Below are 23,411 nucleotides of genomic sequence, written 5' to 3'. Positions count from 1 at the left end.
CCCCTGTGGGAGTGGGCTTGCTCACGAAAGCGCCGTGTCATTCACCGAAAATGCTGGCTGCCCCACCGCCTTCGGGAGCAAGCCCCCTCCCACAGAGGATCTGTATTCCAGGCAGCTCCTGCACTTTGCTCGATTCAACAAGACACACACTCGACCTCTGACACACCACAAAACCCATGTGGGAGTGGGCTTGCTCACGAAAGCGCCGTGTCATTCACCGAAGATGTTGGCTGCCCCACCGCCTTCGCGAGCAAGCCCCCTCCCACAGTGCGATTTAACGGGGTGAGGCGGCCGGCTGGTGATGGCTATTTAACGGCTGGCTGTTAGACTTCCAGCACATCCGTCTGACGGTGTGTGCAGGTTCCGTTGAGTGCTCGAGGCCCTTATGCGAAACAAGGGGGGAAAGGGACTTTCATTGGCCAGGAGGCTTTATACATCGCGAACCCTCGGGCTGGTGCTGGGGTTGTTGTGCGTGAGCGCGGCGATGTACCCGCTCGAACCGCCGCTGTGGGTCTGGGCGCTGATGCTGTTCAACGGCCTGCTCTGGCCGCACCTGGCGTTCCAATGGGCGCGTCGCTCCAGCGTTCCCTACCACGCCGAACACCGCAATCTGTTGATCGACGCGTTTATGGGCGGCTTTTGGGTCGCCGCCATGCATTTCAATCCGCTGCCCAGCGCCACCACCATTTCGATGATGGCGATGAACAACGTCGCCATCGGCGGTCTGCGTTTTCTCGCGGCGGGCCTGGCGGCGCAGATCCTTGGTATTGGCGTTGGGCTGGTGGTTTTCGCCCCGGCGTTCATCCCGCAAACCTCACCGCTGCAACTGTATGCGTGCCTGCCATTGCTGATGCTGTACCCGTTGGCGCTGGGCTGGATCTGCTTTCGCCAGGCCTACACGCTGGGGCTGCACAAGCGTGAGTTGTTGGCCCTGAGCCGCACCGACAGCCTCACCGGATTGCTCAACCATGGCGCGTGGAAGGATCAACTGGAAATCGAATTTCAACGCTGCCGCCGGCAGAAGCAGGGCGCGGCGATTGCATTGATTGACATCGATCATTTCAAGTCGATCAACGACACCTACGGTCACGTGGCAGGCGACATCGTGCTGCGGCAGCTGAGCAAGATGCTCAAGCAGAACCTGCGCGCCGCGGACGTGGCCGGGCGCTACGGCGGTGACGAATTTTGCGTGATCCTGCCCGACCTGCCGCTGTTCAATGCCGCCCAGGCGATGGAAGCCTTGCGCGAGCGATTTTCCACCCTGGGTTATGAGCAGAACCCGGCACTCAAGGTCAGTCTCAGTATTGGTCTGGCCGCTTACGACCCGGCCCACGGGGATGCGACTCGCTGGCTCAATGATGCGGATCAGGCGCTGTACGAGGCCAAGGCCAGCGGGCGCAATCGGGTAATCTGCAACAGTGAAGACCGGCCGAAGCACGAACTGCTCGATTCTGTCTGATTGCTCACCACCATTCCTTTTGTAGGAGTGAGCCTGCTCGCGATAGCAATCTATCAGTAACCCGGATGTCGACCGATATAACGCTATCGCGAGCAGGCTCACTCCTACAGGTGTTCGGTGTCGGCCGCAGAGGTGTCGCATCCGGTATAGAGCCTTGCGTCGATGTCAGGTACGGTTCAATCCCCCCGACGCGAAACAAGGATCGATTCATGACGTTCTCATTTTCCCGCTCCCTGCTGGCCGCCAGCCTCGGCCTGTCCCTCGCCCTCAGTACCGCCAGCGTCTTCGCCGAACCGCACAAGCGAGTGTTGGCCGATGCCGAACAGTATCAGCCCGAAGCCCTGAAGCTGCTGGAACGGCTGGTCAACATCGACTCCGGTTCAGGCTATGAGCCGGGCCTGAAACAAGTCAGCGAGATTGCCATCGATGAGCTGAAAAAACTCGGCGCGACCATCGAACTGGTGCCCAATACCCCGGAAAAATCCAACCACGTGCTGGCGACCTTCAAAGGCACCGGCAAGGCGAAAATCCTCTTGATGGCGCACATGGACACGGTGTTCAAGGAAGGCTCCGCTGCCGAGCGCCCGTTTCACATCAAGGACGGCCGCGCCTACGGGCCAGGGGTGATGGACGACAAGGGCGGCATCGTCGCCGGGATCTACGCGCTGAAAGTTCTGAAAAACCTCGACTTCAAGGACTACGCGCAAATCACCTTCCTGCTCGACGCCAGTGAAGAAACCGGCTCGGACGTCGCCACCGACCTGATCAAGAAAACCGCCAAGGCTCACGACGTGACCCTCAACCTCGAACCGGGCCGCCCGGCCGATGGTCTGGTGGTGTGGCGCAAGGGCAGCGCGACGGCGCTGGTCGAGGTAAAAGGTAAAGCGGCACATGCCGGCGTCGCACCGGAGCTGGGGCGTAACGCGGCGATGGAAGCGGCGCACCAGATTCTGCAACTGGGCAAACTCGGCGACGAAACGAAGAAAACCACGATCAATTTCACCGTGCTCCAGGCCGGCGATCGCACCAACGTGATCCCGGATCGCGCAACGGCCAAGGCAGACGTGCGCGCGGCGGTGCCGGAAGAGTTCGACCGGATCGAGAAAGACCTGGCACGGGTCTCGCAGGACAAGCTGATAGCGGAAACCGAAGTGACCACGAGCCTCAAACGCGGCCTGCCGCCGATGCCGCAGACGGCGGAGTCGGATCGTTTGATGGCCATGGCGCAGGGGATTTACGGCGAGATCGGCCGCAAGCTGACCGAAGAGGGCAGCGGTGGCGCGGCGGATGCCAGCCTGTCGGCGGGAGTTGGTACACCGACGCTGGATGGCTTCGGGATTGTCGGCGGCAATATTCACACGCCGGAGGAATACGCCGAAGTGGCGAGCGTGACGCCACGGATTTATCTGTTGTCGCGGATGATCATGGAACTGTCCAAGCGCTGAGCTGTGCCGATATAGCGGCGTTGCGACTGACGCCTTCGCGAGCAAGCCCGCTCCCACAGTGGATTTTCAGTGAACACAATACACGTGTTCGACACAGATCCAATGTAGGAGCGGGCTTGCTCGCGATGGCGTCAGTCCGGCCGGCGCACCACTTCTTGACACTCATGGTACGCCGGGCCAGCAAGACTCAGGCGGGTTGCGCGTTGTTCCAGAATTGTTTGATTTCGTGAATGTTGCCCACGTTGTAACGTGGAATGATGCCCGCACATGGCGATGCCGCAGCGGTTGCCACCGGTGTGTTGATGACGTTGGCGCCAGCATGCAGCAGTGGAGTCGAGTTCCAGTTATCGAGTTGCTTGTTCATACAGATTTCCTTTCTGATTGAGTGAGCAGTGAAGTCTGCTCACGTTGTAGCCGGGACAGCAGGCTTTCAAAGAGCGCTGTCTCCTGCCGGGCGATACCGGGATAAGTCGGTACCAGGTTGTCGTCGAAGCACCAGGCTTCTTCGGTTTTTGTCTCCTGCCGAGGATGGATTAGCAAACTCAGCGAGGCGGACATCGTTTCAGGTGGAAGCTGCTTGTGGACTTCGCGCAGTGGAAGCATGTGCAGCACCTCACCCGGAATAAGTTTAAGTACTCTTTCATCGCCAAACTTCGGCTTTACGCCTGCCTGAAGAGGCGTTTGCTCGAGAATCTCTCGCGAAACGGTGGTGTAACCGTCACCGCTGTAACCCACGCAATAGAGTTCGAAGTCATGACTGTGGTTGAGGTCGTAGATGAAGGTTTCCCGCTCATCCTGTGACGTGACCGGCGACCAGAACCCCAGGCGTACGGTAAACAGATCGTTGGAATGCAGAACAAATGCATAAGCGCCGTAGAGTCTGTTTTTGGTACTGAAACCGTCCTGCTGGATCGTTGTGTAAAGGTATTCGCTCAACAACGTACGGTTAGTCGCCAGTTGACGCAGGTCGTCAATGATTTTTGCGCTGTCCAGCTGCAGGTCGTAGGTCGCCATACGCTCGACAAAAGTATTCAGTTTCATGCGGCTTCACACTGGTCGAGTAAATGGTTCAGACGGCTGTTTTGCAGGTTTCTCAACAGCGGCGCGCAATTCAAGGCAGCCTGCAGATCGGTTCTGCTGATTATCTGAAAGGCCTTCCAGGCGACAGCGGGGTGGTAGTGATAAATCAATTCTTCAGCCACTTTGCAGGCGCCGGGGTCCTGGGCGGCTTCAAGCAGCTCAAGACTCGCCAGGAAGCGTGCGGCACTGTCGTCATGCGGGAACCAGGCGATTTTGCGCAATGAGTCGGGGTCAAATACACCGATGTCGGCAGTTCTTTCAGGCAGATTGATGCTGCCAATGAAGGCCGGATGCCCGTTGCCGTCGGGGTTGCTGTCGAACAGGACCTTTGCACCGTCCACGAACAACGGATTATTGCCGTCCACACTGACCCGCTCTGCGCGCGTCAGGCACTGATCTTCGAGCTGGTAAAGTTGAATGGGAAATGACTCCCCGTTGATTGCAAACAAGATACTTTTGCCGGGTACGGAATAGAATTGTTCCGGTGCCGGTGCGTTGTCAGGTGCCTTGATACTAATGTTGCCATCTTTGTTGCAGTGTAATGTCAGCGTTCCAGTGTGAATGTTCAGCACTTTCATGATCGCAGCGCGGTGAGACGTGTCCTGAGTATCTGCTGTTGCTTCGAGTAGTTGGTCTGCCAGGCTCTTCACTTCGGTTCCCATGTTCATCGTCTTGATGCGGGTAATAAGTTGTGCTGGCGTCAAGTCTGGATTGAGCAATGTTTTTATCATGGGAGGTCAGTCCGTGTTGGCTGTAGATTAAGTTGGAAAGTACTCGAATAAATAATTCGGCTGATGATTTTTAATGCGTTGTTTATTGTTGGGTGTACAGTTGTTTAATTGATTTGGATTATAGGTGGGCGATATTTAATATCAATGCACAAGTTGTTGTTAAATGTTGGTGTTTGTTAGTGGGTGTGTTGTTGATTTTGGTGTATGGCTATTAAGTTGGGAGTTGTTCGCAACTTGGCCGGTGACATTGCGTCTACCGGCTGTATCAGTAGTTACCCGTGGCGTTCGGATCAGTGTCGAATTATTCCTTCACGCTCATGTATTCCTTGGCCCAGAGAATGTACTCCTCAGGCTGGGTATAAGTGTGCGTCAGCTCGGTGGCGCTCAGGTCTGAGGCCTGGGTGAAGATCTGCCGCTGTTCGCGCAAGCTGTCGTAGGTGGCCTTGATCGCGGCGAAATACGCGCCGTGGCCGTCGATGGTCACGCGCACGCCGAGTTCTGCCAGACGCTTGTCGTCACGCAGGGCCGGGTTGCCGTAGGTGACCAGCATCAGCGGGACGGTCAGGTGTTCGGCAATCTGTTCCAGCTGATCGAAGTCCTGCACGCCAACCATGCAGATGCCGTCGGCGCCAGCGGCCTGGTACTGCCGGGTACGGCTGATGATTTCCTGATTCGGCAGGATGCCGGCGTTGGTGCGGGCGATGATCGCCATTTCCGAATCGACCCGGGCTTCCAGTGCCGCGCGGATCTTGCCGACGCCTTCGGCGACCGAGATCAGGTCGGTGGATTTGCGCCCGAATTGTGCCGGCAGAAGGGTGTCTTCGATGGTCAGGGCGGCGACGCCGGCGCGTTCCAGTTCAACGATGGTACGCATCACGTTGAGGGCGTTGCCGTAGCCGTGGTCGGCGTCGGCGATCACCGGCAATTGGGCGACGCGGCCGATACGGGTGGCCTGTTCGGCGAATTCGCTGAGGGTGATCAGGGCAAAGTCGGGGGCGCCCAGTACCTGCAACGAGGCCACGGAGCCGCCGAGGATCCCCACTTCAAAACCCAGGTCTGCGGCAATGCGCGCGGACATCGGGTCGAATACCGAGGCGGTGTGGTAGCACGTGTCGGAGGCCAGCAATTGACGGAAGTTACGGCGCAAATCTTGATGGGAAAGCCTGGTCATACGAGTTCCACCAATACAAAGGAATGGAACGGCTTGAGCAAAGGTGTCAACGCCGAAGAATGAAAAGGCTATCACGCGAGTGGGTCAAGGTTCATGACGAATTTGCGAGAGAGAAGGGGATTCAGGCCGCGACCGCCTGTTGCTGTTGCCTGGGCAGCAGCACCGCACGCACCGAATTGCCTGGTTGCAGCTGCAGGCGCTTGGCGGTGAGGCGATCGACCACCAGAGTATTGCCGACCTGACGGCCCGGAGCGACGGTGATGCGGCAGTTTTCCAGGCGCCGGTTGTGGATCAGCCACAACGGTGCCTGATCGTCCGGTGTGCCGAGGCTCAACGTCAGTGCGAGGCTGTCGCGCACGGTACGGATGTTGGGGATCGCGGCTTCGACTACCGGGCCGCCGTCGAAGATGTCGATGTAGCCCTTATGCACAAAACCTTCTTCGCGCAGGATCTTCAGCGCCGGCTCGGTGTTGGGGTGCGGCTGACCGATGACTGCTTGCGCCTGTTCGGTGAGCAGGCAGGTGTACAGCGGCTGGCGCGGCATCAGTTCGGCGATGAACGACTTGTTGCCCAGGCCCGACAAGTGGTCGGCGTGGCTGAAGTCCATCTTGAAAAAGTGTCGGCCCAGGCTGTCCCAGAACGGCGAGCAGCCGAGCTCATCGGCACTGCCGCGCAGTTCGGCAATCATCTTCTCGCCAAACAGCTGCGGGAACTCAGCCACGAACAACAGGCGTCCGAGCGACAGCAGCCGGCCATTATTGCCGTGCCGGTGCTGCGGATGCAGGAACAGCGAACACAGTTCCGACTGACCGGTCAGTTCGTTATTGAGAAACAGCGTGGGGATCTGTCGCGAAATGCCCAGATCCGGTGCCGAACTCACGGTCAACCCGACGCGGTAGTTGTACCACGGCTCGCGCAGGCCAACCGCCCCGGTCAGGGCGCTGACGCCGACCACGCGCAGGTCGTCGTCTTCGAGCACGAACAGATAATCGGCGTCGGCCCGTTCCACCTGCTCGGCGAATGCACGCTGGGCCCAGCGCACCCGGTGGGCGAGGCGGTCTTCATTGGCCGGCAGGGTAGTGAACCCCGGGCCGGCCTGTCGGACCAGGGTCATCAGCGCTGGCAGGTCGCTGACTTTGACCGGACGGACGATCATGCGGTAACTCCTTGTACGCGCCTGTTCGGGCACTGTCGTTGGGTGTGCAACCGGGCGTGGTTCACAGGGCAATCAGCCTGATCGTGCGGCCATCGGTGACATTCAGCGCCGCACACAGGGCTGGCGTGAGGGACTGCGGTTGATCGGGCTGGTAATCCAGTTCCGCGACGATGGCCCGAAAGCCGTGCAGTGCGTCGTTGCTCAGCAGATAACGGCCCCGGGCGTCGATCTGTGCTTGCTGGCGCACGGTGACGGTCTGGCTGTGGGCAATCGAACGGATGTTCGCGGTGCGCGCATACAGGGTCGGGCCAGCGTCGAACAGATCAATGTAGCTGTTGGTTTCAAAGCCTTCACGCTCGAGGATGTCGAAGGCTTCCTGGCCGTCCGGGTGAATCCGGCCGATGCATTCCTGTGCGGCCAGGGGCAGCATCGGTACGTAAATCGGATATTGCGGCATCAGTTCGGCGAGAAACGTGCGGCTTTGCAGACCACACAGGCGCTCGGCCTCGACGTAGGGCAGGTCGAAGAAATGCTTGCCCAGGGCGTCCCAGAACGGCGAGTGGCCGTTCTCGTCGCTGTAACCGACGATTTCGGTGATCACCGCATCGGAGAAACGTTGTGCGTGGGCGGCGATGAACAGCAGGCGCGCCCGCGACAGCAATTCGGAAAAGGCGCTGCGCACCAGCGCGTTATCGATGTGAAAGCCGCGCAGCAGGGTGTGTTCGTTGAGGTCGTGACACAGCGATAGCGCCGGCACGCCGTGCTCGATGTTCAATTCCCGCGAGGCGCTGGTGAAGTGGCGGTTGCGCAGGCTGTAGAACGGTTCGTTGAAACCGGCAGTGGCGAGGATCTCCGAGCAGCCGACCAGCCGCCGACTTTCGAGGTCTTCCAGCACGAAGAAGTAGTTCTCCGAGCCTTGCGCCTGAATGTCGCTGTCGAAGGAAGCGCAGGAACCGGCGATTTTTTCGCGCAGGCACTCGCTGTCGTCCGGCAGCGACGTGACGCCGACCAGACTGTCGCGGGCCAGTTGCTGCAATTGCGGCAGGTCGGTTGGCTCGACTGGGCGTAAGACCAGCATGGATGCACTCCTGTATCAAAGGGTTCGGTGATCCTCACCGAACCTGACTATCACTGTCGGTTGCCACGCTTTAAAGCGGCGGTCGCCTGATTTGTTGTCAGACGCCGCCCTTTTTCTTGTCAGCCATTGCTCGGGTCAGGCAGCGCGGTGCTGGCGCCGAGCTTGTTCAGGAAGAACAGGTACACCAGGCCCAGGACGATCCAGATCAGCCCGAGTTTCTGCGCATCGACGCCCATGTTGTACATGATGGCGGCGACGATGATGAAGCCGATCAGCGGGCAGATCAGATGACGCACGACCTGACCGGACTTCTGCCGACGCCAGTAGTAGTTGATCACCGTCAGGTGCAGCAGCATGAAACCGCTGAGGGCACCGAAGTTGACCAGCGAGGTCAGGGTGTCGACCGAATTGATGAACAGGTAGCAGATCACCAGCGACAGCACCGCCACCAGATAAATGCTCAGGTACGGGGTGTTGTGTTTCGGGTGTACCTTGGCCAGTACTTTCGGCAGCTTGCCGTCGCGGGCCATGCCGAACAGCAGGCGTGACACGGCGGCTTGCGAGGTGATCGCCACCGCGACGCCCCAGGCCAGGGCAGTGGCCACCCCCGTCAAGGTTGCCAGCCAGCTGCCGGCAGCGATTTCGGCGATTTCATAGAACGCGGTATCGGCGGATTTGAAGCCCACGCCGGCGGCCAGATCGGTGGCGATCCAGGTCTGTACGACGAAAATCACGCCCATCACCACCAGGGTGATCAGCGCTGCCCGGCCGACGCTTTTGCCGGGGTCGCCTTTGATTTCTTCGGCGAGGGTCGAGATCGCATCGAAGCCCAGGAACGACAGCACCGCAATCGACACCGCTTGCATCAGCAGGGCGAAGTTGAAGGTTTGCGGGTGATACAGCGGCGCCAGGGTCAGCTCGCCGTTACCGCCACCGTTGTGCAGGGCATTCCAGGCGTAGAACAGGAAAATCCCCAGCACCACCAGTTGCGCCAGCAGGAAGATGATGTTCATCCGGGCGGTGAAGGTGATGCCGCGCAGGTTGACGAAGGTCGCGCTGACCAGGAACGCCAGGATGAAGCCGACTTTGGGAATGTCCGGGTACAGATGGTTCAGGGCCATCGCTGCATAGACGTACAGCAGCGGTGGAATCAGCAGATAGTCGAGCAACATCAACCAGCCGGCGATGAAGCCGACGTGTTGATTGAGGCCGCGTTGCGCGTAGGAATACACCGAACCTGCAATCGGAAACGCCCGCGCCATGCTGCCGTAGCTCAGTGCGGTGAACAGCATCGCCACCATGCCGATGATGTAAGCCAACGGCACCATCCCGGGCGCCTCGGCATTGACGTAGCCATACACGCCGAAGGGGGCGATGGGGATCATGAAGATCATCCCGTACACCACCAGGTCGGTCAGTGTCAGGCTACGTTTCAACTCCTGTTTGTAGCCAAACTCTTCTATTTCCATGAAGCGCAACTCCTTGTCAGCCTATCCAGCGTTTTTAGTTGTTATGTCGATCCGTCGTGTACAGCGTCAGCAGTTTCTACAGCATTCGTTACAACAGTGGCGCCAGGCGCTCGGCCCACAGTGATACCGCTTCGGGGCTGCGCAACAGGTCGTTGCGCACCTCGATCAGCACTGACTCCAGGCCTCGGGCATCGCCGTGCACCGGCACGGTCATGTCGCCCAACGGATCAATCCGGTACGGCTGGTTGCCCGCGACCATCAGCGGGTGCTGGCCGAGACCGTCGATCACCCGTTGGGCATACGCGCTGGCCTGACCGAACAGCACACCGACTTCCAGCGGGCGCGGCTGGCCGTAATACACCGGGGTGAAACTGTGAATCCCAACCACCCGCACCGCTTGACCCTGCGCGAGGCGTTCGTCGATCAGGGTCTGCAGCCGGGCGTGAAACGGTTTGAACAGGTTCTGGCGCCGGTATTCGCGAGTGGCTTCATCCAGGTCGCGGTTGCCGGGCACCTGATAAATCTCGCTCTGCGCCGGAATGCTGTCAGGGGCATGCCGGGGCCGATTGAGGTCGATCAGCAAGCGTGAATAATTGGCGCTCAACAGCGTCGCCCCAAGTGTTTCCGAGAGCTTTTCAGCCAGTTGCAGTGCACCGATGTCCCAGGCGATGTGCTCGCGGGCAGCTGCATCGTCCAGGCCCAGATTGTTCAGGGCTTCGGGGATGTAGCGGCTGGCGTGCTCACACACCAAAATCAACGGATGCGAAGAATCTTCACGGCTCAGGTTGTAGACCGGGCGGGTGTACAACCCCAGCTCGGCGGATTCAGTACAGGCGTGCATAGTGCTCACACAGGTCAGCGGGCGAGAGCTGTTCCGTCAGCGCCAGTTCCTCGGTTTTAAGGGCGTGGTATGTGTCGAGCAACGGCTTGGGCAGCCATTGGTTGAAGGCTGCGCTGTCACGCAGGCAATCCAGCGCCTGGGCCAGTGAGGCGGGCAGGGCAACAATGCCCCGGGCCTTGCGTTGCTCGTCGTTGAGTGAATCGGGAATCTCATCAGTGATCGCGTTCAGTGCCAGACGCTGTTCGATGCCCAGCCGTCCGGCGATCAGCAGCGCGGCCATCGCCAGGTGCGGCGAGGCGGTGGCGTCCATGGCGCGAAATTCCAGGTTGTACTGCGCCGCCACGGATTTGCCACCCAGGCTCACGGTCGGGCAGATGCGCAGCGCCGCTTCACGGTTTTGCTGCCCCAGGCAGGCGTAGGACGCGCTCCAGTGATGCGGTTGCAGGCGTTCATACGACACCGGTGTCGGTGCGGTGAACGCACACAGGGCAGGCAGGTAATGCAGGATCCCGGCGGCCCAATGCTGGCCGAGGGTCGACAGACCGTTGCTGGTGCCGGCGTCGTACAGCATCGGCAGACCTTGCAGATCGAGCAGGCTGACGTGCAGGTGCACGCCGTTGCACACCGCGTCGGCCTTGGTTTTCGGCGCGAAGCTGACGTCGACACCCATTTGCCGGGCGATTTCGCGAGTGATCTCGCGCACATTCACCGCGCGGTCCGCCGCCGCCACACCGCGGGTCGGGCGGCAGGTGATTTCGTACTGATGCTTGCCGTATTCGGGCAGGAACATTTCCGGCTCGACACCACCGGCGCGCAGCGCGCTGAGCAGCCAGCCGCCGAATTCGGCGCCCTGACGCTGGGCTTCGAGGGAGAACGCCAGGTGTTCGGCAAAACCGGCATGCAGGTTGAATTCGTGTTCGAACGCGGCGTTGACCTGCAAGCCGAGTGCGTCGCGATAGCGCTCTATTTCATCGCGCAACAACGTGCGCGGGCAGGCGCTCCACGGGCGGCCATCGGTCTCGCGGATATCGCCGTGGATGAAATCCAGCGCCGGTGCTGCGGCGTCCGGGCCATTGCCGACGGTGACGCGGCTGCTCAGGTCAGGGATCAGCCGCAAGTCGCCATAAGCGCCCCATGGGTTGCTCGAAGCGATGATGTCCTGCGGCGTCAGTGCGCTGTTGGCCGGCACCCAGCCGCAACCGGCGGCTTGATAATGCTCCAGCTCGTCGGTGGGAAACGAACGGCCTCGGGTGATGCCGATCAGGTCGGTGGTGACGATGGTGGTCATCGGCAACGGCGTCAGGCGCTCGCTCATGGGCGCAGCTCCTGCAACCGTGCGAGCACGGTTTGTGTGTCGGTGATCCAGCAGTAACCCTTGATTGCGTTCAGGCAGGCGTCATGCCGCGCCGGGGTGTAGGTGGCGCAGGCGTCTTCGACCAGCGTCACCAGATAGCCACGGTCGGCGGCGTCGCGCACCGCCATGTCGACGCACTGGTCGGTGACAATGCCGGCGATGATCAGATGACGGGTTTGGAGGTTGCGCAGCACGTAATCGATGTTGGTCGAGTTGAACACCCCGGATGAAGTCTTCGGCAAAACGATCTCGTTTTCCACCGGGGTCAGGTCGTCGATGATTCGCGCCTGTTCACTGCCCTTGGGCAGGTGCATGTCCGACAGCTTGTGGTCCAGCGAGCGGTCGCGACCGTCAGCGGTCAGGCTTTCGATAATCGTGTGCAGCACGTTCTGTCGCGCTTCGCGAAAGGCGCTGAGCAACCGGCGCTGGTTGGGCACCACCTGCATGTGCGCGCGGGTCAGGAAATACTCGGCGTCCGGCCCGTTCAGGTGCGGGTCGAACTGCGGTTCGAGCCACGCACGCTGCATGTCCACCAGCAGCAACGCAGTGTGATCGGTGACAAACGGCAAGTCCCGCGGCGAGCGGTGGGGAAGGCTGAACATCCTTATTTATCCTCCAGCAGGTGGGTGTTGAAGTCGTTGCGCAGGGCGTCGATGCCTTCCAGGCGATCGGCCAGATCGGGGCTGCGCAGGGTCAGGCAGGCAATCAGCGCCTCGACCTGGGCCAGCGCCGGCACCATGGTGTCGAATGCCGAGGCCGATTCCACCGGGGCGCTGATGATCAGGTCGGCCAGTTCACGCAGCGGCGAGGCATAGATGTCGGTGAACAACACCACCCGGGCGTTGCGGCTTTTTGCGGCACTGGCCACGCGCACGGCCTGGGTCTGATAGCGGCGATAGTCGAACAGCAGCACGACATCCTGGCGTTGCAGATCGAACAATCGGTCCGGCAGTTGCGCGTTGTCTTCCAGAGCAAAGCAGCCGGGGCGCAGCAGGCGCAGGTGATTGAGCAGGTAGTTGGCCATCAGGCCGCTGAAGCGTCCGCCGAAGCAGTAGATCTGGTGCCGCGTATCGAGCAGCCAGTCCAGCAGAATCCGTACGTCTTCAGGCTGGGTCAGGGCTTGGGTTTCCAGCAGCAGACGCTGGCTGTCGGCCAGATAATGGCCCCAGGCATCGTCCTTGTTCAGGTGCGAGCGCGGTTGCAACAGGGTGCGCGGCGAACGCAGGCGGTGGTCCATGTCGCTGAGCAGGGCGTCCTGGAATTCGGCATAACCGCCGAATCCGAGCTTCTTCACCAGCCGTACGATGGTCGGATCGCTGACGCCGGCGTGTTCGGCCAGACGCGCCATCGGACCCAGACCGTTGCGTGGATACTGGTCGAGCAGGGCGCGAATCACTTTGCGCTCCGACGGTGTCAGTTCCAGGCCGGGATCGGTGATCAAGTCTCTAAGAGGGGGCATCCGGGCTCCTGCTGGATGAAGGATTGTTGAATTCGTTTCACAATCCGTTAAAACAGTATTTATGTAACTCAGGTTACATGTCTAGTGAATTTTTAGCAGTAGCTACTCAGTGTTTAAATAACGTCAGAGCCCTGTGTAACAAGGGCTACACCGATATCACCTGCCTTTGTAGTCCATTGCCCATTGGTGTGTGAGACATTGCCGTTTTTTCAGGTTCGGCAGGTTGGATGCCAAGGTTGCGAGATCCCATGAGCCGCCCGGTTTGCGGCACAATTGCCGCAAGACCGGCCGTTTGCCGCCGATTCAACTGACGTTCATCGAGTGCAGCCCTGTGCAATCCACCCGTTTGACTTTGATTTGCCATGCTCGAACTGTCGCACAGAAATTGTCGCGTTTTCCTACGAACGAGCCTGTTGAAAATCAGCCATTGGCACTCGGTGCGTTGGCAAAACAGTTCGGTAGCGCCATGCGTTTGCTGTGCGGGCCGGAATTGCGCACGCGCCAGACCGCCGAGTGGTTCGGTGCGGCACCGCAAGTGGACGAAGCGCTGCGTGATTGCGATTGGGGGCGCTGGCACGGGCAAGCGATCAAGGATCTGCAACTGAGCGAGGCCGAGGCCTTGCAGGCGTGGATCAACGATCCGCAGGTGGCACCCCATGGTGGCGAGTCGGTGAGGCAATTGGGCGAACGAGTTGCGGCGTGGCTGCACAGCCTGCAAGCCTCGCCGGGACACATTGTGGCGATCACCCACCCATTCGTGGTGCGCGCCGCCTTGATGCAGGTGGTGCAGGGCGAAGCATTCAACGCGATTGATGTTGAACCGCTGTCAGTGCTCGAACTGCGGTTCAACGGGATCTGGCGGCTACGCTTGCCGGGTATCGATCTTGCGGGAGCACAGTAATGAAACGACTGCTGGTCATCGGCATTGGCGCCGGTAATCCCGACTACATCACGATGCAGGCGGTGAAGGCACTCAACCGGGTGGACGTGTTCTTTCTGATGGACAAAGGCCGGAGCAAGGACAAACTGATCGATCTGCGTCGCGACATCTGTGCGCGCTACATCACCGATCCGGCTTATCGACTCGTCGAAGCCCACAGTCCGGAGCGCGAGCGTGGCGACGTGGACTACACCCACGCGGTCGAAGATTTGAATCGCGCCAAGCAGGAAACCTTCGAACGCCTGATCAATGAAGAATTGGCTGACGAGCAGTGCGGCGGTTTCCTTGTGTGGGGCGACCCGGCGCTGTACGACAGCACGATTCGTATCCTGCAGGCGATTCTGGCGTCAGGCCGCTGTGCTTTCGAGTTTGAAGTGATCCCCGGCATCACCAGTGTTCAAGCCTTGGCCGCGCAACACAAAGTGCCGTTGAACACTATTGGCAAGTCGATTGAAATCACCACTGGCCGGCGCCTGGCGGCGGGGCAGGTGAGTGACACGGACAGCCTGGTGGTGATGCTCGATGCTGAAGATTCCTACCGTCATGTGGCGGATCAGCAGACCGAGATTTACTGGGGCGCTTACCTGGGCACGCCGGATGAAATTCTGATCAGCGGCAGGCTTGAGGATGTGGCGGCTGAGATCGAGCGGGTGCGCAAGGCTGCCCGGGCCGAGCATGGGTGGATCATGGATACTTATCTGTTGCGCAAGCCCTAGATTGTTGTTGTCTGGGCTGGCCCCTTCGCGAGCAAGCTCGCTCCCACATTTGAAATGCGCACCCCTGTGGGAGCGAGCTTGCTCGCGAAGGGGCCATCAGCCATCACCGCTACCTCAGGAAATCGCTTTGCTCCCGCGCCCAAACCGCTCCCGATACACCGACGGCGGCACCCCGACCACACTGCGAAACGCCACGCGAAAACTCTCCACCGAGCGGTAACCACAGCGTTGGGCGATCTGCTCGGTGTTGTGCGCGGTGCTCTCTAGCAGTTCCCGCGCCCGAGCGAGGCGTTCGTGTTGCAACCAGGCCTTGGGCGATTGCCCGCTGGCCTCGCTGAACCTCCGCAGAAAGGTGCGTTCGCTCATCGCCGCTTCGCTGGCCAGATCACGCACTTCCAGCGGTTGGTGCAAACGCTCGCGGGCCCACTGCATCACCCGCGACAGGTCGTTGCGTGGCGTCGGGCTGACCGGCGTGGGGATGAACTGCGCCTGGCCGCCGGTGCGTTGCGGCGACATCACCAGCCGCCGCGCGACCGAATTGGCGACCTGAGTGCCGAAGTCCCGGGCCACCAGATGCAGGCAGGCATCGATCCCGGCGGCGCTGCCTGCCGAGGTGATCAACTGGTCGGAATCAACGTAAAGCACGTGCGGATCGACCGCGATCGCCGGAAAGCGCCGCGCCAGCTCATCGCTGTAACGCCAGTGGGTGGTCGCGCCGTGGCCGTCGAGCAAGCCGCTGGCGGCCAGCACAAACACCCCGGAGCAGATCGACAATAGTCGCGCACCCCGGGCGTGGGCCTGGCGCAAGGCTGCAAGCAGAGCCGGCGGCACCGGGGCCTCGCGATCACGCCAACCGGGAATGATGATGGTGCGCGCCTGTGCCAGCAGCTCCAGGCCACCGTCGGCCAACACGTGAATGCCGCCCATGGCGCGCATCGGCCCTTGGTCGACGGCAACGATGCAGTGCTCGTACCACGGGAAATCGAACTCCGGCCGGGTCAGGCCGAAGATCTCCACGGCAATCCCGAACTCGAAGGTACAGAGGCCGTCGTAGGCCAGAATTGCGACCAATCCAGGTGAGTCAGGCATTTGGCGGAAAATTCCCGGTGAGTGTCTTGCCCGCCACTGTAGCGCCAAGCGCCGGCCCGATAAAGTCTGTTCACACCCCACAGATGCAGGAGCTACACAGCATGAGCAGCCTGGTTCGCGAAATTCCCGCCGCGCCGTCGGCGATTGCCCTGATGCACTTCAGCAATCGCCTGACCTTTGAAACCGATTGTTCCGACGTCTTCAGCAGCCAGGAGGCCGGGGAGGTCGATTTTGTGCTGGTCGATGTGCGCGGGCCACTGGCGTTCGAACGTGGTCATGTGCCGGGCGCGATCAATATTCCGACCCGCTCGCTGACGGCCGAAGGCCTGGCGGACTACTCGAAGCGCACACTGTTCGTGGTTTATTGCGCCGGCCCGCATTGCAACGGCGCCAACAAGGCCGCGGTGAAACTGGCGGCGTTGGGTTACCCGGTCAAGGAGATGATCGGTGGTGTGACCGGATGGCTGGACGAGGGCTTCAGCCTGAGTGTCGAACAGATCGCCAGAACGCCGATTGGCTGCGAATGCTGACGCAATTTTCAGCCATTTCCTGAGCAAGTTCAGAGTTTGTCCTACAGCCTTTGCACCATGTCGGCGCACCGTTGATTCCGGTCAGCGCGCGCGCCGATTTTCTGTAAGTATTTGTCGCTTAAACACAATTTGCCCTGTGCGCGCCGCCATAGACTGCCGGCCACTTCGGTTTTTGCTGCTAAATGGCCATGACCGAACGCCAATCGAAAGCTGCCAATAAAAGCCTCCGCACACAGGAGTAATAAATGAAGAAGCTAGTGATGTTCGGTGCCCTGGCACTGTCGATGTTGTCCCTGACCGCTGTGGCCGAAGACGCCAAGCCGATCCGCCTCGGGATCGAAGCCGCTTACCCGCCATTCTCGATGAAAACCGCTGACGGCAAACTCACCGGGTTCGACGTCGACATCGGCGATGCGCTGTGCAAGCAGATGGACGTCAAATGCGTGTGGGTCGAGCAGGAGTTCGATGGCCTGATCCCGGCACTGAAAGTGAAGAAGATCGACGCGATCCTGTCCTCGATGACCATCACTGAAGACCGCAAGAAGAACGTCGATTTCTCTATCAAGTACTACCACACCCCGGCGCGCTTCGTGATGAAGGAAGGCTCCGGTGTCAAAGACCCGCTGACCGAGCTCAAGGGCAAGAAAGTCGGTGTGCTGCGCGCCAGTACCCACGACCGCTACGCCACCGACATGGCCAAGGACGCCGGGTTTGAAGTGGTGCGTTACGGCTCGCAACAGGAAGCCAACCTCGACATGAAGTCCGGCCGTCTTGACGCGATGCTGGCCGACTCGGTCAACCTGAGCGACGGCTTCCTGAAAACCGACGCCGGCAAAGGCTTCGAATTCGTCGGCCCGACCTACGAAGACGCCAAGTATTTCGGCGGCGGCGCCGGCATTGCAGTGCGCAAGGGCGATACCGCGCTGGCCGAGAAACTCAACAAGGCCATCACCGAAATACGCGCCAATGGCGAGTACAAGAAAGTCCAGGACAAGTACTTCGACTTTGACGTGTACGGCCATTAATACGCCGTAGAAAAAAGTGGTCCCGTGCAGACGGTGGCCACTTTTTTGTGCCCTGATTCAAATGAGAACCTTGGAGTGAGCCTGCTCGCGATAGCGGTTTAACATTCAGCCGCTTAGCGCCTGACGCACCGCTATCGCGAGCAGGCTCACTCCTACAAGGGTCTGCGTGATCCAGCCATTCAGGAGTTTTCTCATGCAACGCATCGACCATGTTCTGCCCTGGAGCCACTTGGGCAGCGAACGCTCCCTCAGCGTATTTCGTTACGGCGCGGGCAGCCGCAAGGTGTACATCCAGGCCAGCCTGCACGCCGACGAGCTGCCGGGCATGCGCACTGCGTGGGAACTCAAACAACGCCTTGCCGAGCTGGAACAGCAGGGCCGCCTGCTAGGGGTGATCGAGCTGGTGCCGGTGGCTAACCCGATCGGCCTCGACCAGCACCTGCAAGGCAGCCACATGGGCCGCTTCGAACTGGGCAGCGGCAAGAATTTCAACCGCGCATTCGTCGAACTCAGCGCACCGGTCGCAGCGCGGATCGGCACGCGGCTGGGCAGCGATGCCGAGGCCAACATTGCGCTGATCCGCCAGACCATGGGCCAGGTGCTTGATGAGTTGCCAGCCCCGGCCTCGCAGCTCGAAGCGCTGCACCGCTTGCTGTTGCGCCACGCCTGCGATGCCGACATCACCCTCGATCTGCATTGCGATTTCGATGCGGCGATCCACCTCTACGCGCTGCCGCAACACTGGCCGCGCTGGCAATCGCTGGCGGCTCGATTGAAGGCTGGCGTCGCATTGCTGTGCGAAGACTCTGGCGGCAGTTCGTTCGACGAATCGTGTTCGTCGCCGTGGTTGCGTCTGGCGCAGACGTTCCCGAGCGCGGCGATTCCCCCGGCCAACCTCGCCACCACTCTGGAACTGGGCAGCATGGGCGACACCCGGGTCGATCAGGCCCAGGCCAATTGCGCAGCGATTCTCGGCTTTCTCGCCGAACAGGGATTCATCAGCGGCGAATGGCCGGCGGCGCCGCAGGAGTGTTGCGAAGGCATGCCGTTCGAAGGCACCGAATACCTGTTCGCCCCGCACCATGGCGTGGTCAGCTTCCTGCGCAATGCCGGGGAATGGGTCGAGAAGGGTGATGCGCTGTTCGAAGTGGTGGACCCATTGAATGACCGCCTCAGCACCGTGTGCGCCGGCACCAGCGGGGTGTTGTTTGCGATTGATCGCGGACGGTATACCCAGCCGGGGATCTGGCAGGCCAAGGTGGCCGGGCGTGAGCCGATTCGGGTGGGCAAGCTGATCAACGACTGACAGATTTCCTTTGGATTTTCTGGCCTCATCGCGAGCAGGCTCACTCCTACATTTGGAATGCGTTGCCACTAATGTAGGAGTGAGCCTGCTCGCGATAGCGGTCTCGCCAGCACCACAATCTTCAGACAGTGTTAGGCTCATCGATGAACCCGACACCTCGTGAAGGAAGGCTTTATGTTGAAGGCGTTAGCCCTGTTAACCCTCCTGGCGTCCAGTGCCGTCCACGCGCAAACCACGCTGCAAAGCGCCCTGCCACTGAAGTACATCGAACAGGTTCACCCGGACGCGGACACCCGGCCGCTGGTGATTTTCCTGCACGGTTACGGCAGTAACGAAGCTGACCTGATCGGCATGAAGTTCCAGCTCCCGGCGCAATACAACTACCTGTCGGTACAGGCGCCGCTGGCGTTGGGCGAGGGGCGTTTCCAGTGGTTTCGCAAGAAAGGCGAAGGGGCCTACAACGGTGAGACCGATGATCTGCAGGCCAGCGGCCAGAAACTGCGGGCGTTTGTCGCGCAGGCGGCGAAGAAATATCACGCCAGCCCGGACAAGGTGTACCTGATCGGCTTCAGCCAGGGCGCGATGATGACCTACGAGGTGGGCTTGCGTCCGCCCGTGGCGGTCGGCGGCATCGCGGCGTTGAGCGGACGCCTGTTGCCGGTGTTGAAGGGCGAGCTCAAGGCGCAGCAGCAACCGCTGCCGCTGCACATCTTCATCGGCCACGGCACCGCCGATGATCGGGTGCCGTACCGCGACGGCACCGAGGCTAATGCGCTGCTGCAAAAACTCGCCTACACCCCCGAGTTTCACGCCTATCCCGGCATTGGCCACAGCATCAGTGCGGCCGAACTGCGGGACTTGAACGCCTGGCTGCAGCAGCTCAATCCGTGAGGATCACTTGTCCTTGAGGATGGTTTTCACCAGCGCATCGTGACCGCTCTTGTCGTTGGCCCGGGAAATCACCTGGACCAGCGCCATGCGTTTGCCCGACGCCGCGAGCAGGGTGGTATTGAGAGTCTGGCCGCCACCCTGAGTGGCGGTGCTGTCGACCTGACGCACACCGAGGCCGCTGCTTTTCTGAGTCAGACTCTTTTCGGTGAGCTTGTTGAAGTCCGGCAAAGCCTTGCGCTGGTCATCGATGAAACTCGCCAGGCTGCCGTCGAGAAATTCATTGTCGTTGTCCTTGACGCTGGCGCCACCGGCGATCTGGTTTTGCGCCGCGATGACCACGGTCTTGGTCGCCTGATTGGTGTACATCGTGCCCTTGGCGCCGGTCGGGCCAGCAGGCAGTGGGTCGGCGGTGAAGCCTTTGGGCAGGACGAAGGTGAACTTGCCGTCAAGCATCGACACGCTGTTGGTCGGGGCTTTTTCCTTGGCCTTGGCCGCCTGGGCATTGATGGCGCCGAGACCGGCGACCGCCGCCAGCAACAGGACGACGGCTTTTTTGCTGAGCAATGACATGTGAATCTCCGAGGGATGGTCGCGCCAGGTCGGCGATGATCCCACGGAGCGAGCATGGCATTCCAGCGCGGTTTGTCAGGCGTTTGCGTCCGCCTTGGGATGGCGGGCTTTTGCCGGCACGGGGCGGGCCAGCAGTTTGCGGGTGACCCCTAGCATCGCCACCGACACCGCGACGCCGGCGATAAATCCGCTGAGGCCCAGGGTTGGCAGGGTCAACGCCAGCACCAGGCAAAACGCCGAAAACGAGTACATGCCGGTCGCCGTCGCCCGCAGCAATGCCGCGGTAAACGCCGGGCCACGAGTCTGCTGAGAGAACACCGCCATCACGCTGCCAAGCACCGGGAACACCGCGAGCAGACCGCTCCAGCGCTCGCCCACGGTACTGGCGAGCATCGTCACCAGCAGCGTCAGCGCTGCCCCGGCAAGCATCCGCCAGATCAGTTTATCCGACTTCGGCGCCGGGCCGTTCAGCACCGGCTGCACGTCGGGGAACAGGTACGGTGCGGCGAGCAGGGCAATCGCCGCCGCAGCGATCGAGAACGTCAGTGACGACGGAATCAGCGACAACACCAGCGCCAGCACCGCCCACACCGCCAGTGAAACCGTCAGCGCCAACGGCCAGTTCGCTCGCTGCGCCACCTGCGCGTAGGTGATGCAGAAGGCGATCATGGCGAACATCGCCGACAGCGCCGCAACCGCCGATTGCGCAGCAAACTGCGGCCCCTGTTCGATGGCGAGGAAAAACAGAATCGGCCCGACCACCACCGGCAGCCCCGACAGCCAACCGGCCACGCTCGGCCCCCAACGTTTACCGGCGAGAGAAATCAGCAGCAGAAAACCGGGGATCAGCAGCAGTTTGAGCATCAGCACACGGGAGGCTCCGTCGGGTGAGAGAGGGCCACGTTAGCATTGCCGCTCGCCGATTGCTGCGTTGCGCTACAAAAATTGTATACAACATGCCGACGTCGATCGCCGACTATGCTCTGAGTATCAGGGTTTACCGGAGTCGATGCCGCGATGAACAGAACGCCCAAGGTGTTGCGTGGTTGCTGTGGCATCGGTTTGTGGGCCTTGTTGCTGACCCCGACCTGGGCCAACTGGCAGGACGCCGTGCCGGGTGCGCAGGTCATCGGCACCGGGGATTTCAGTGTGTTCGGTTTCGACGTGTACAACGCCCGGATGTGGAGCGCCGCGCGGCCGCTGTCGACCGAGCAGCCGTTTGCCCTGGAGTTGATCTATCGGCGGCATGTCTCGCGTGATGATCTGGTGCAGGCCAGCGTCGATGAAATCAAACGCCTGGGCGGTGCCAGCGTCAGCCCGGCGCAACTGGCCGCGTGGCAAGCGCAGATGCAGCAGTCGTTTGTCGACGTGCAGGCCGGCACGCGGATCACCGGCGTGTACCTGCCGGGGCAGGGCGCACGGTTTTTTGTCGGGCAGCAGTTGCAGCATGAAATCGATGATCCGCAGTTTGCCCGGGCGTTTTTCAACATCTGGCTTGATCCGCGCACCCGCAGTCCCGAGTTGCGCGAGCAACTGTTGGGCATGAATCGGTAACCTTCAGCGGCTCGTAGCCTTCAAGGCGTTGGCTGAAACGTCTAAGCTGCACCTTTCGAACTTGTTTCTGGATGTGTGCGTGAAATTCAGCTTGCCCAAAATCGCCACCGCGCCGTTCTGCCCGCCGGAAGTCGCCGGCAGCGTGGAAGTCGATCCCCGCGCTTCGTTTTTCAAACGCGCACTGCGCTTCGCCGGTCCTGGCTTGCTGGTGTCGATCGGCTACATGGATCCGGGCAACTGGGCGACCGCCATCGAGGCCGGCTCGCGTTTTGGTTACAGCCTGCTGTTTGTGGTGTTGCTGGCGAGTCTGGCGGGGATGGTCGTGCAGTGCCTGTGTTCGCGTCTGGGCATCGCCACCGGGCGCGATCTGGCGCAATTGTCCCGCGAACGCTACAGCACCCCGACCGCGCGCCTGCAATGGGTGCTGGCGGAAATCTCGATCATCGCCACCGACCTCGCCGAAGTGCTCGGTTGCGCGCTGGCGTTTCACTTGTTGCTCGGCTGTTCGCTGACCTTCGGCATTGCCCTGACGGCCTTCGACACGCTGCTGGTGCTGGCCCTGCAAAACAGAGGCTTTCGCCGATTGGAAGCGATCATGCTGGTACTGGTGGCGACCATCGGTGTGTGTTTCTTCGTCGAACTGGTGCTGATCAAACCCTACTGGCCGGACGTGTTCGCCGGCTTCAAACCGTCGTTCTCGGCGATCAGCGATGCTGCGCCGTTGTACCTGGCGATTGGCATTCTCGGTGCGACGGTGATGCCGCATAACCTCTACCTGCACACCTCGATCGTGCAGACGCGGATGATCGGCAAGGACCTGGCGAGCAAGCAGGACGCGGTGAACCTGGCGCGCATCGACACCATCGGTTCGCTGGCACTGGCGCTGCTGGTCAACGCGGCGATCCTGATTCTGGCGGCTGCGGCGTTTCACCAGTCCGGGCATACCGACGTGGTCGACATTCAGGATGCCTATCACCTGCTCGATCCGCTGGTGGGCGGCGCGCTGGCGAGTGTGCTGTTCGGCGTGGCGTTGCTGGCCTCGGGGCAGAGCTCGACCTTCACCGGAACCATCGCCGGGCAGGTGATCATGGAAGGCTATCTGAACCTGCGGATTCCCTGCTGGCAGCGGCGCTTGATCACTCGCGGGCTGGCGCTGATTCCGGCGTTCATCGGCGTGTGGCTGATGGGCGACAACGCGGTGGGCAAGTTGCTGGTGTTGAGTCAGGTGGTGTTGAGCCTGCAGTTGCCTTTTGCGCTGTACCCGCTGATCCGCATGACCAGTGACAAGCAACTGATGGGGCCGTTTGTGAACCGGCTGCCGACCCGAGTGTTGGCCTGGGGCTTGTTTGCGGTGATCAGTGGGGCGAATGCCTGGTTGATTCTGCAGATGGCGGTGTGACTGAGTGTTTTGTGGCGTATGAGCTTGCCGCTGGACCATTGTAGGAGTGAGCCTGCTCGCGATAGCGGTGGGTCAGGCGACATGGTTGTTGAATGAGCTGACGCCTTCGCGAGCAAGCCCGCTCCCACAGGGGATTGGAGGCTGGATC

General features: G+C 60.9%; 24 protein-coding genes. 10 read left to right on the top strand and 14 right to left on the bottom strand.

Features of this window, described 5'->3' with window-relative positions:
• Nucleotides 1-385 precede the first annotated feature (385 nt).
• Both PseAD21_RS26550 and PseAD21_RS26545 read left to right on the top strand, forming a co-directional pair.
• On the top strand, nt 386-1,459 hold the full coding sequence (locus tag PseAD21_RS26550; protein ID WP_102358732.1) for a diguanylate cyclase: 1,074 nt from the start codon (nt 386-388) through the stop codon (nt 1,457-1,459).
• Between the two features lie 209 nt (nt 1,460-1,668).
• A complete protein-coding gene (locus PseAD21_RS26545) occupies nt 1,669-2,904 on the top strand; it encodes a M20/M25/M40 family metallo-hydrolase (protein WP_102358731.1) in 1,236 nt (411 codons plus the stop codon).
• Between the two features lie 187 nt (nt 2,905-3,091).
• Here PseAD21_RS26545 and PseAD21_RS29815 read toward each other — a convergent pair whose 3' ends face one another.
• The 11 genes from PseAD21_RS29815 to PseAD21_RS26495 form a co-directional block, all read right to left on the bottom strand.
• The gene (locus PseAD21_RS29815; RefSeq protein WP_178082171.1) at nt 3,092-3,268 is read right to left on the bottom strand and encodes a hypothetical protein; all 177 of its coding nucleotides are present in this window, start codon (nt 3,266-3,268) and stop codon (nt 3,092-3,094) included.
• Nucleotides 3,265-3,945 carry a transposase gene (locus PseAD21_RS26540; protein WP_102358730.1) on the bottom strand — a complete coding sequence of 227 codons (681 nt, stop codon included), beginning with the start codon at nt 3,943-3,945 and terminating at the stop codon, nt 3,265-3,267. Before PseAD21_RS26540 ends, PseAD21_RS29815 begins: the two co-directional genes overlap by 4 nt.
• Nucleotides 3,942-4,715: a hypothetical protein gene (locus PseAD21_RS26535; protein ID WP_102358729.1), complete on the bottom strand. Its 774-nt coding sequence runs from the start codon at nt 4,713-4,715 to the stop codon at nt 3,942-3,944. Before PseAD21_RS26535 ends, PseAD21_RS26540 begins: the two co-directional genes overlap by 4 nt.
• 301 nt (nt 4,716-5,016) lie before the next feature.
• Nucleotides 5,017-5,886, bottom strand: coding sequence for an oxaloacetate decarboxylase (locus PseAD21_RS26530; protein ID WP_025111253.1), 870 nt, complete (start codon nt 5,884-5,886; stop codon nt 5,017-5,019).
• A 121-nt stretch (nt 5,887-6,007) separates the two neighbouring features.
• Nucleotides 6,008-7,042 carry an arginine N-succinyltransferase gene (astA, locus tag PseAD21_RS26525; protein WP_102358728.1) on the bottom strand — a complete coding sequence of 345 codons (1,035 nt, stop codon included), beginning with the start codon at nt 7,040-7,042 and terminating at the stop codon, nt 6,008-6,010.
• A gap of 61 nt (nt 7,043-7,103) precedes the next feature.
• A complete protein-coding gene (locus tag PseAD21_RS26520) occupies nt 7,104-8,120 on the bottom strand; it encodes an arginine N-succinyltransferase (RefSeq protein ID WP_102358727.1) in 1,017 nt (338 codons plus the stop codon).
• A gap of 119 nt (nt 8,121-8,239) precedes the next feature.
• Nucleotides 8,240-9,589 carry an APC family permease gene (locus PseAD21_RS26515; RefSeq protein ID WP_102358726.1) on the bottom strand — a complete coding sequence of 450 codons (1,350 nt, stop codon included), beginning with the start codon at nt 9,587-9,589 and terminating at the stop codon, nt 8,240-8,242.
• Between the two features lie 88 nt (nt 9,590-9,677).
• The gene (locus PseAD21_RS26510; protein ID WP_102358725.1) at nt 9,678-10,430 is read right to left on the bottom strand and encodes an N-formylglutamate amidohydrolase; all 753 of its coding nucleotides are present in this window, start codon (nt 10,428-10,430) and stop codon (nt 9,678-9,680) included.
• Nucleotides 10,414-11,745, bottom strand: a complete 1,332-nt coding sequence (locus PseAD21_RS26505; RefSeq protein ID WP_102358724.1) for a glutamine synthetase — start codon at nt 11,743-11,745, stop codon at nt 10,414-10,416. The genes PseAD21_RS26510 and PseAD21_RS26505 overlap by 17 nt, the downstream gene beginning before the upstream one ends.
• A complete protein-coding gene (locus PseAD21_RS26500; protein WP_102358723.1) occupies nt 11,742-12,386 on the bottom strand; it encodes an isochorismatase family cysteine hydrolase in 645 nt (214 codons plus the stop codon). The genes PseAD21_RS26505 and PseAD21_RS26500 overlap by 4 nt, the downstream gene beginning before the upstream one ends.
• A 2-nt stretch (nt 12,387-12,388) precedes the next feature.
• Nucleotides 12,389-13,243, bottom strand: a complete 855-nt coding sequence (locus PseAD21_RS26495) for a MurR/RpiR family transcriptional regulator (RefSeq protein ID WP_102358722.1) — start codon at nt 13,241-13,243, stop codon at nt 12,389-12,391.
• Nucleotides 13,244-13,574: 331 nt separating this feature from the next.
• Between PseAD21_RS26495 and PseAD21_RS26490 the strand changes: the two genes are divergently transcribed.
• Entirely contained in the window at nt 13,575-14,144 is a 570-nt protein-coding gene (locus tag PseAD21_RS26490) for a histidine phosphatase family protein (protein ID WP_102358733.1), read from the top strand.
• A complete protein-coding gene (gene cobF, locus PseAD21_RS26485; protein ID WP_102358721.1) occupies nt 14,144-14,899 on the top strand; it encodes a precorrin-6A synthase (deacetylating) in 756 nt (251 codons plus the stop codon). Before PseAD21_RS26490 ends, cobF begins: the two co-directional genes overlap by 1 nt.
• Nucleotides 14,900-15,013: 114 nt before the next feature.
• Here cobF and ftrA read toward each other — a convergent pair whose 3' ends face one another.
• On the bottom strand, nt 15,014-15,988 hold the full coding sequence (gene ftrA / locus PseAD21_RS26480; protein WP_102358720.1) for a transcriptional regulator FtrA: 975 nt from the start codon (nt 15,986-15,988) through the stop codon (nt 15,014-15,016).
• Nucleotides 15,989-16,089: 101 nt separating this feature from the next.
• Between ftrA and PseAD21_RS26475 the strand changes: the two genes are divergently transcribed.
• The 4 genes from PseAD21_RS26475 (at nt 16,090) to PseAD21_RS26460 (ending at nt 19,740) form a co-directional block, all read left to right on the top strand.
• Complete coding sequence (locus PseAD21_RS26475; protein WP_102358719.1) at nt 16,090-16,518, top strand: rhodanese-like domain-containing protein; 429 nt, start codon at nt 16,090-16,092, stop codon at nt 16,516-16,518.
• 245 nt (nt 16,519-16,763) lie between these two features.
• Nucleotides 16,764-17,543, top strand: coding sequence for an ABC transporter substrate-binding protein (locus tag PseAD21_RS26470; protein ID WP_102358718.1), 780 nt, complete (start codon nt 16,764-16,766; stop codon nt 17,541-17,543).
• Between the two features lie 193 nt (nt 17,544-17,736).
• A complete protein-coding gene (locus tag PseAD21_RS26465; RefSeq protein ID WP_102358717.1) occupies nt 17,737-18,849 on the top strand; it encodes a succinylglutamate desuccinylase/aspartoacylase family protein in 1,113 nt (370 codons plus the stop codon).
• A gap of 174 nt (nt 18,850-19,023) precedes the next feature.
• Entirely contained in the window at nt 19,024-19,740 is a 717-nt protein-coding gene (locus PseAD21_RS26460) for an alpha/beta hydrolase (protein WP_102358716.1), read from the top strand.
• Between the two features lie 3 nt (nt 19,741-19,743).
• Here PseAD21_RS26460 and PseAD21_RS26455 read toward each other — a convergent pair whose 3' ends face one another.
• Nucleotides 19,744-20,310 carry a hypothetical protein gene (locus PseAD21_RS26455; protein ID WP_102358715.1) on the bottom strand — a complete coding sequence of 189 codons (567 nt, stop codon included), beginning with the start codon at nt 20,308-20,310 and terminating at the stop codon, nt 19,744-19,746.
• A 75-nt stretch (nt 20,311-20,385) separates the two neighbouring features.
• The gene (locus PseAD21_RS26450; protein ID WP_102358714.1) at nt 20,386-21,180 is read right to left on the bottom strand and encodes a hypothetical protein; all 795 of its coding nucleotides are present in this window, start codon (nt 21,178-21,180) and stop codon (nt 20,386-20,388) included.
• A gap of 147 nt (nt 21,181-21,327) precedes the next feature.
• On the opposite strand from PseAD21_RS26450, the gene PseAD21_RS26445 reads away from it, so the two are divergent.
• Nucleotides 21,328-21,864 (top strand): chalcone isomerase family protein, encoded by a 537-nt coding sequence (locus PseAD21_RS26445; protein WP_102358713.1) that lies wholly within the window; start codon nt 21,328-21,330, stop codon nt 21,862-21,864.
• Nucleotides 21,865-21,943: 79 nt separating this feature from the next.
• Nucleotides 21,944-23,263 carry an Nramp family divalent metal transporter gene (locus PseAD21_RS26440; protein WP_102358712.1) on the top strand — a complete coding sequence of 440 codons (1,320 nt, stop codon included), beginning with the start codon at nt 21,944-21,946 and terminating at the stop codon, nt 23,261-23,263.
• The last annotated feature ends 148 nt before the right edge of the window (nt 23,264-23,411 follow it).

The sequence above is a fragment of the Pseudomonas sp. AD21 genome (assembly GCF_002878485.1).
GTDB lineage: Bacteria > Pseudomonadota > Gammaproteobacteria > Pseudomonadales > Pseudomonadaceae > Aquipseudomonas.
This window is presented reverse-complemented; position numbering and strand designations above follow the sequence as displayed.

What these genes read in the sequence shown, in the direction of transcription:
- PseAD21_RS26505 (WP_102358724.1), bottom strand. Translation starts at nt 11,745, where the DNA reads ATGAGCGAGCGCCTGACGCCGTTGCCGATGACCACCATCGTCACCACC.
- PseAD21_RS26465 (WP_102358717.1), top strand. Translation starts at nt 17,737, where the DNA reads ATGCAACGCATCGACCATGTTCTGCCCTGGAGCCACTTGGGCAGCGAA.
- PseAD21_RS26445 (WP_102358713.1), top strand. Translation starts at nt 21,328, where the DNA reads ATGAACAGAACGCCCAAGGTGTTGCGTGGTTGCTGTGGCATCGGTTTG.
- PseAD21_RS26470 (WP_102358718.1), top strand. Translation starts at nt 16,764, where the DNA reads ATGAAGAAGCTAGTGATGTTCGGTGCCCTGGCACTGTCGATGTTGTCC.
- cobF (WP_102358721.1), top strand. Translation starts at nt 14,144, where the DNA reads ATGAAACGACTGCTGGTCATCGGCATTGGCGCCGGTAATCCCGACTAC.
- PseAD21_RS26510 (WP_102358725.1), bottom strand. Translation starts at nt 10,430, where the DNA reads ATGCACGCCTGTACTGAATCCGCCGAGCTGGGGTTGTACACCCGCCCG.
- PseAD21_RS26530 (WP_025111253.1), bottom strand. Translation starts at nt 5,886, where the DNA reads ATGACCAGGCTTTCCCATCAAGATTTGCGCCGTAACTTCCGTCAATTG.
- PseAD21_RS26535 (WP_102358729.1), bottom strand. Translation starts at nt 4,715, where the DNA reads ATGATAAAAACATTGCTCAATCCAGACTTGACGCCAGCACAACTTATT.
- PseAD21_RS26520 (WP_102358727.1), bottom strand. Translation starts at nt 8,120, where the DNA reads ATGCTGGTCTTACGCCCAGTCGAGCCAACCGACCTGCCGCAATTGCAG.
- PseAD21_RS29815 (WP_178082171.1), bottom strand. Translation starts at nt 3,268, where the DNA reads ATGAACAAGCAACTCGATAACTGGAACTCGACTCCACTGCTGCATGCT.
- astA (WP_102358728.1), bottom strand. Translation starts at nt 7,042, where the DNA reads ATGATCGTCCGTCCGGTCAAAGTCAGCGACCTGCCAGCGCTGATGACC.
- ftrA (WP_102358720.1), bottom strand. Translation starts at nt 15,988, where the DNA reads ATGCCTGACTCACCTGGATTGGTCGCAATTCTGGCCTACGACGGCCTC.
- PseAD21_RS26495 (WP_102358722.1), bottom strand. Translation starts at nt 13,243, where the DNA reads ATGCCCCCTCTTAGAGACTTGATCACCGATCCCGGCCTGGAACTGACA.
- PseAD21_RS26475 (WP_102358719.1), top strand. Translation starts at nt 16,090, where the DNA reads ATGAGCAGCCTGGTTCGCGAAATTCCCGCCGCGCCGTCGGCGATTGCC.
- PseAD21_RS26515 (WP_102358726.1), bottom strand. Translation starts at nt 9,589, where the DNA reads ATGGAAATAGAAGAGTTTGGCTACAAACAGGAGTTGAAACGTAGCCTG.
- PseAD21_RS26455 (WP_102358715.1), bottom strand. Translation starts at nt 20,310, where the DNA reads ATGTCATTGCTCAGCAAAAAAGCCGTCGTCCTGTTGCTGGCGGCGGTC.
- PseAD21_RS26460 (WP_102358716.1), top strand. Translation starts at nt 19,024, where the DNA reads ATGTTGAAGGCGTTAGCCCTGTTAACCCTCCTGGCGTCCAGTGCCGTC.
- PseAD21_RS26500 (WP_102358723.1), bottom strand. Translation starts at nt 12,386, where the DNA reads ATGTTCAGCCTTCCCCACCGCTCGCCGCGGGACTTGCCGTTTGTCACC.
- PseAD21_RS26545 (WP_102358731.1), top strand. Translation starts at nt 1,669, where the DNA reads ATGACGTTCTCATTTTCCCGCTCCCTGCTGGCCGCCAGCCTCGGCCTG.
- PseAD21_RS26550 (WP_102358732.1), top strand. Translation starts at nt 386, where the DNA reads ATGCGAAACAAGGGGGGAAAGGGACTTTCATTGGCCAGGAGGCTTTAT.
- PseAD21_RS26540 (WP_102358730.1), bottom strand. Translation starts at nt 3,945, where the DNA reads ATGAAACTGAATACTTTTGTCGAGCGTATGGCGACCTACGACCTGCAG.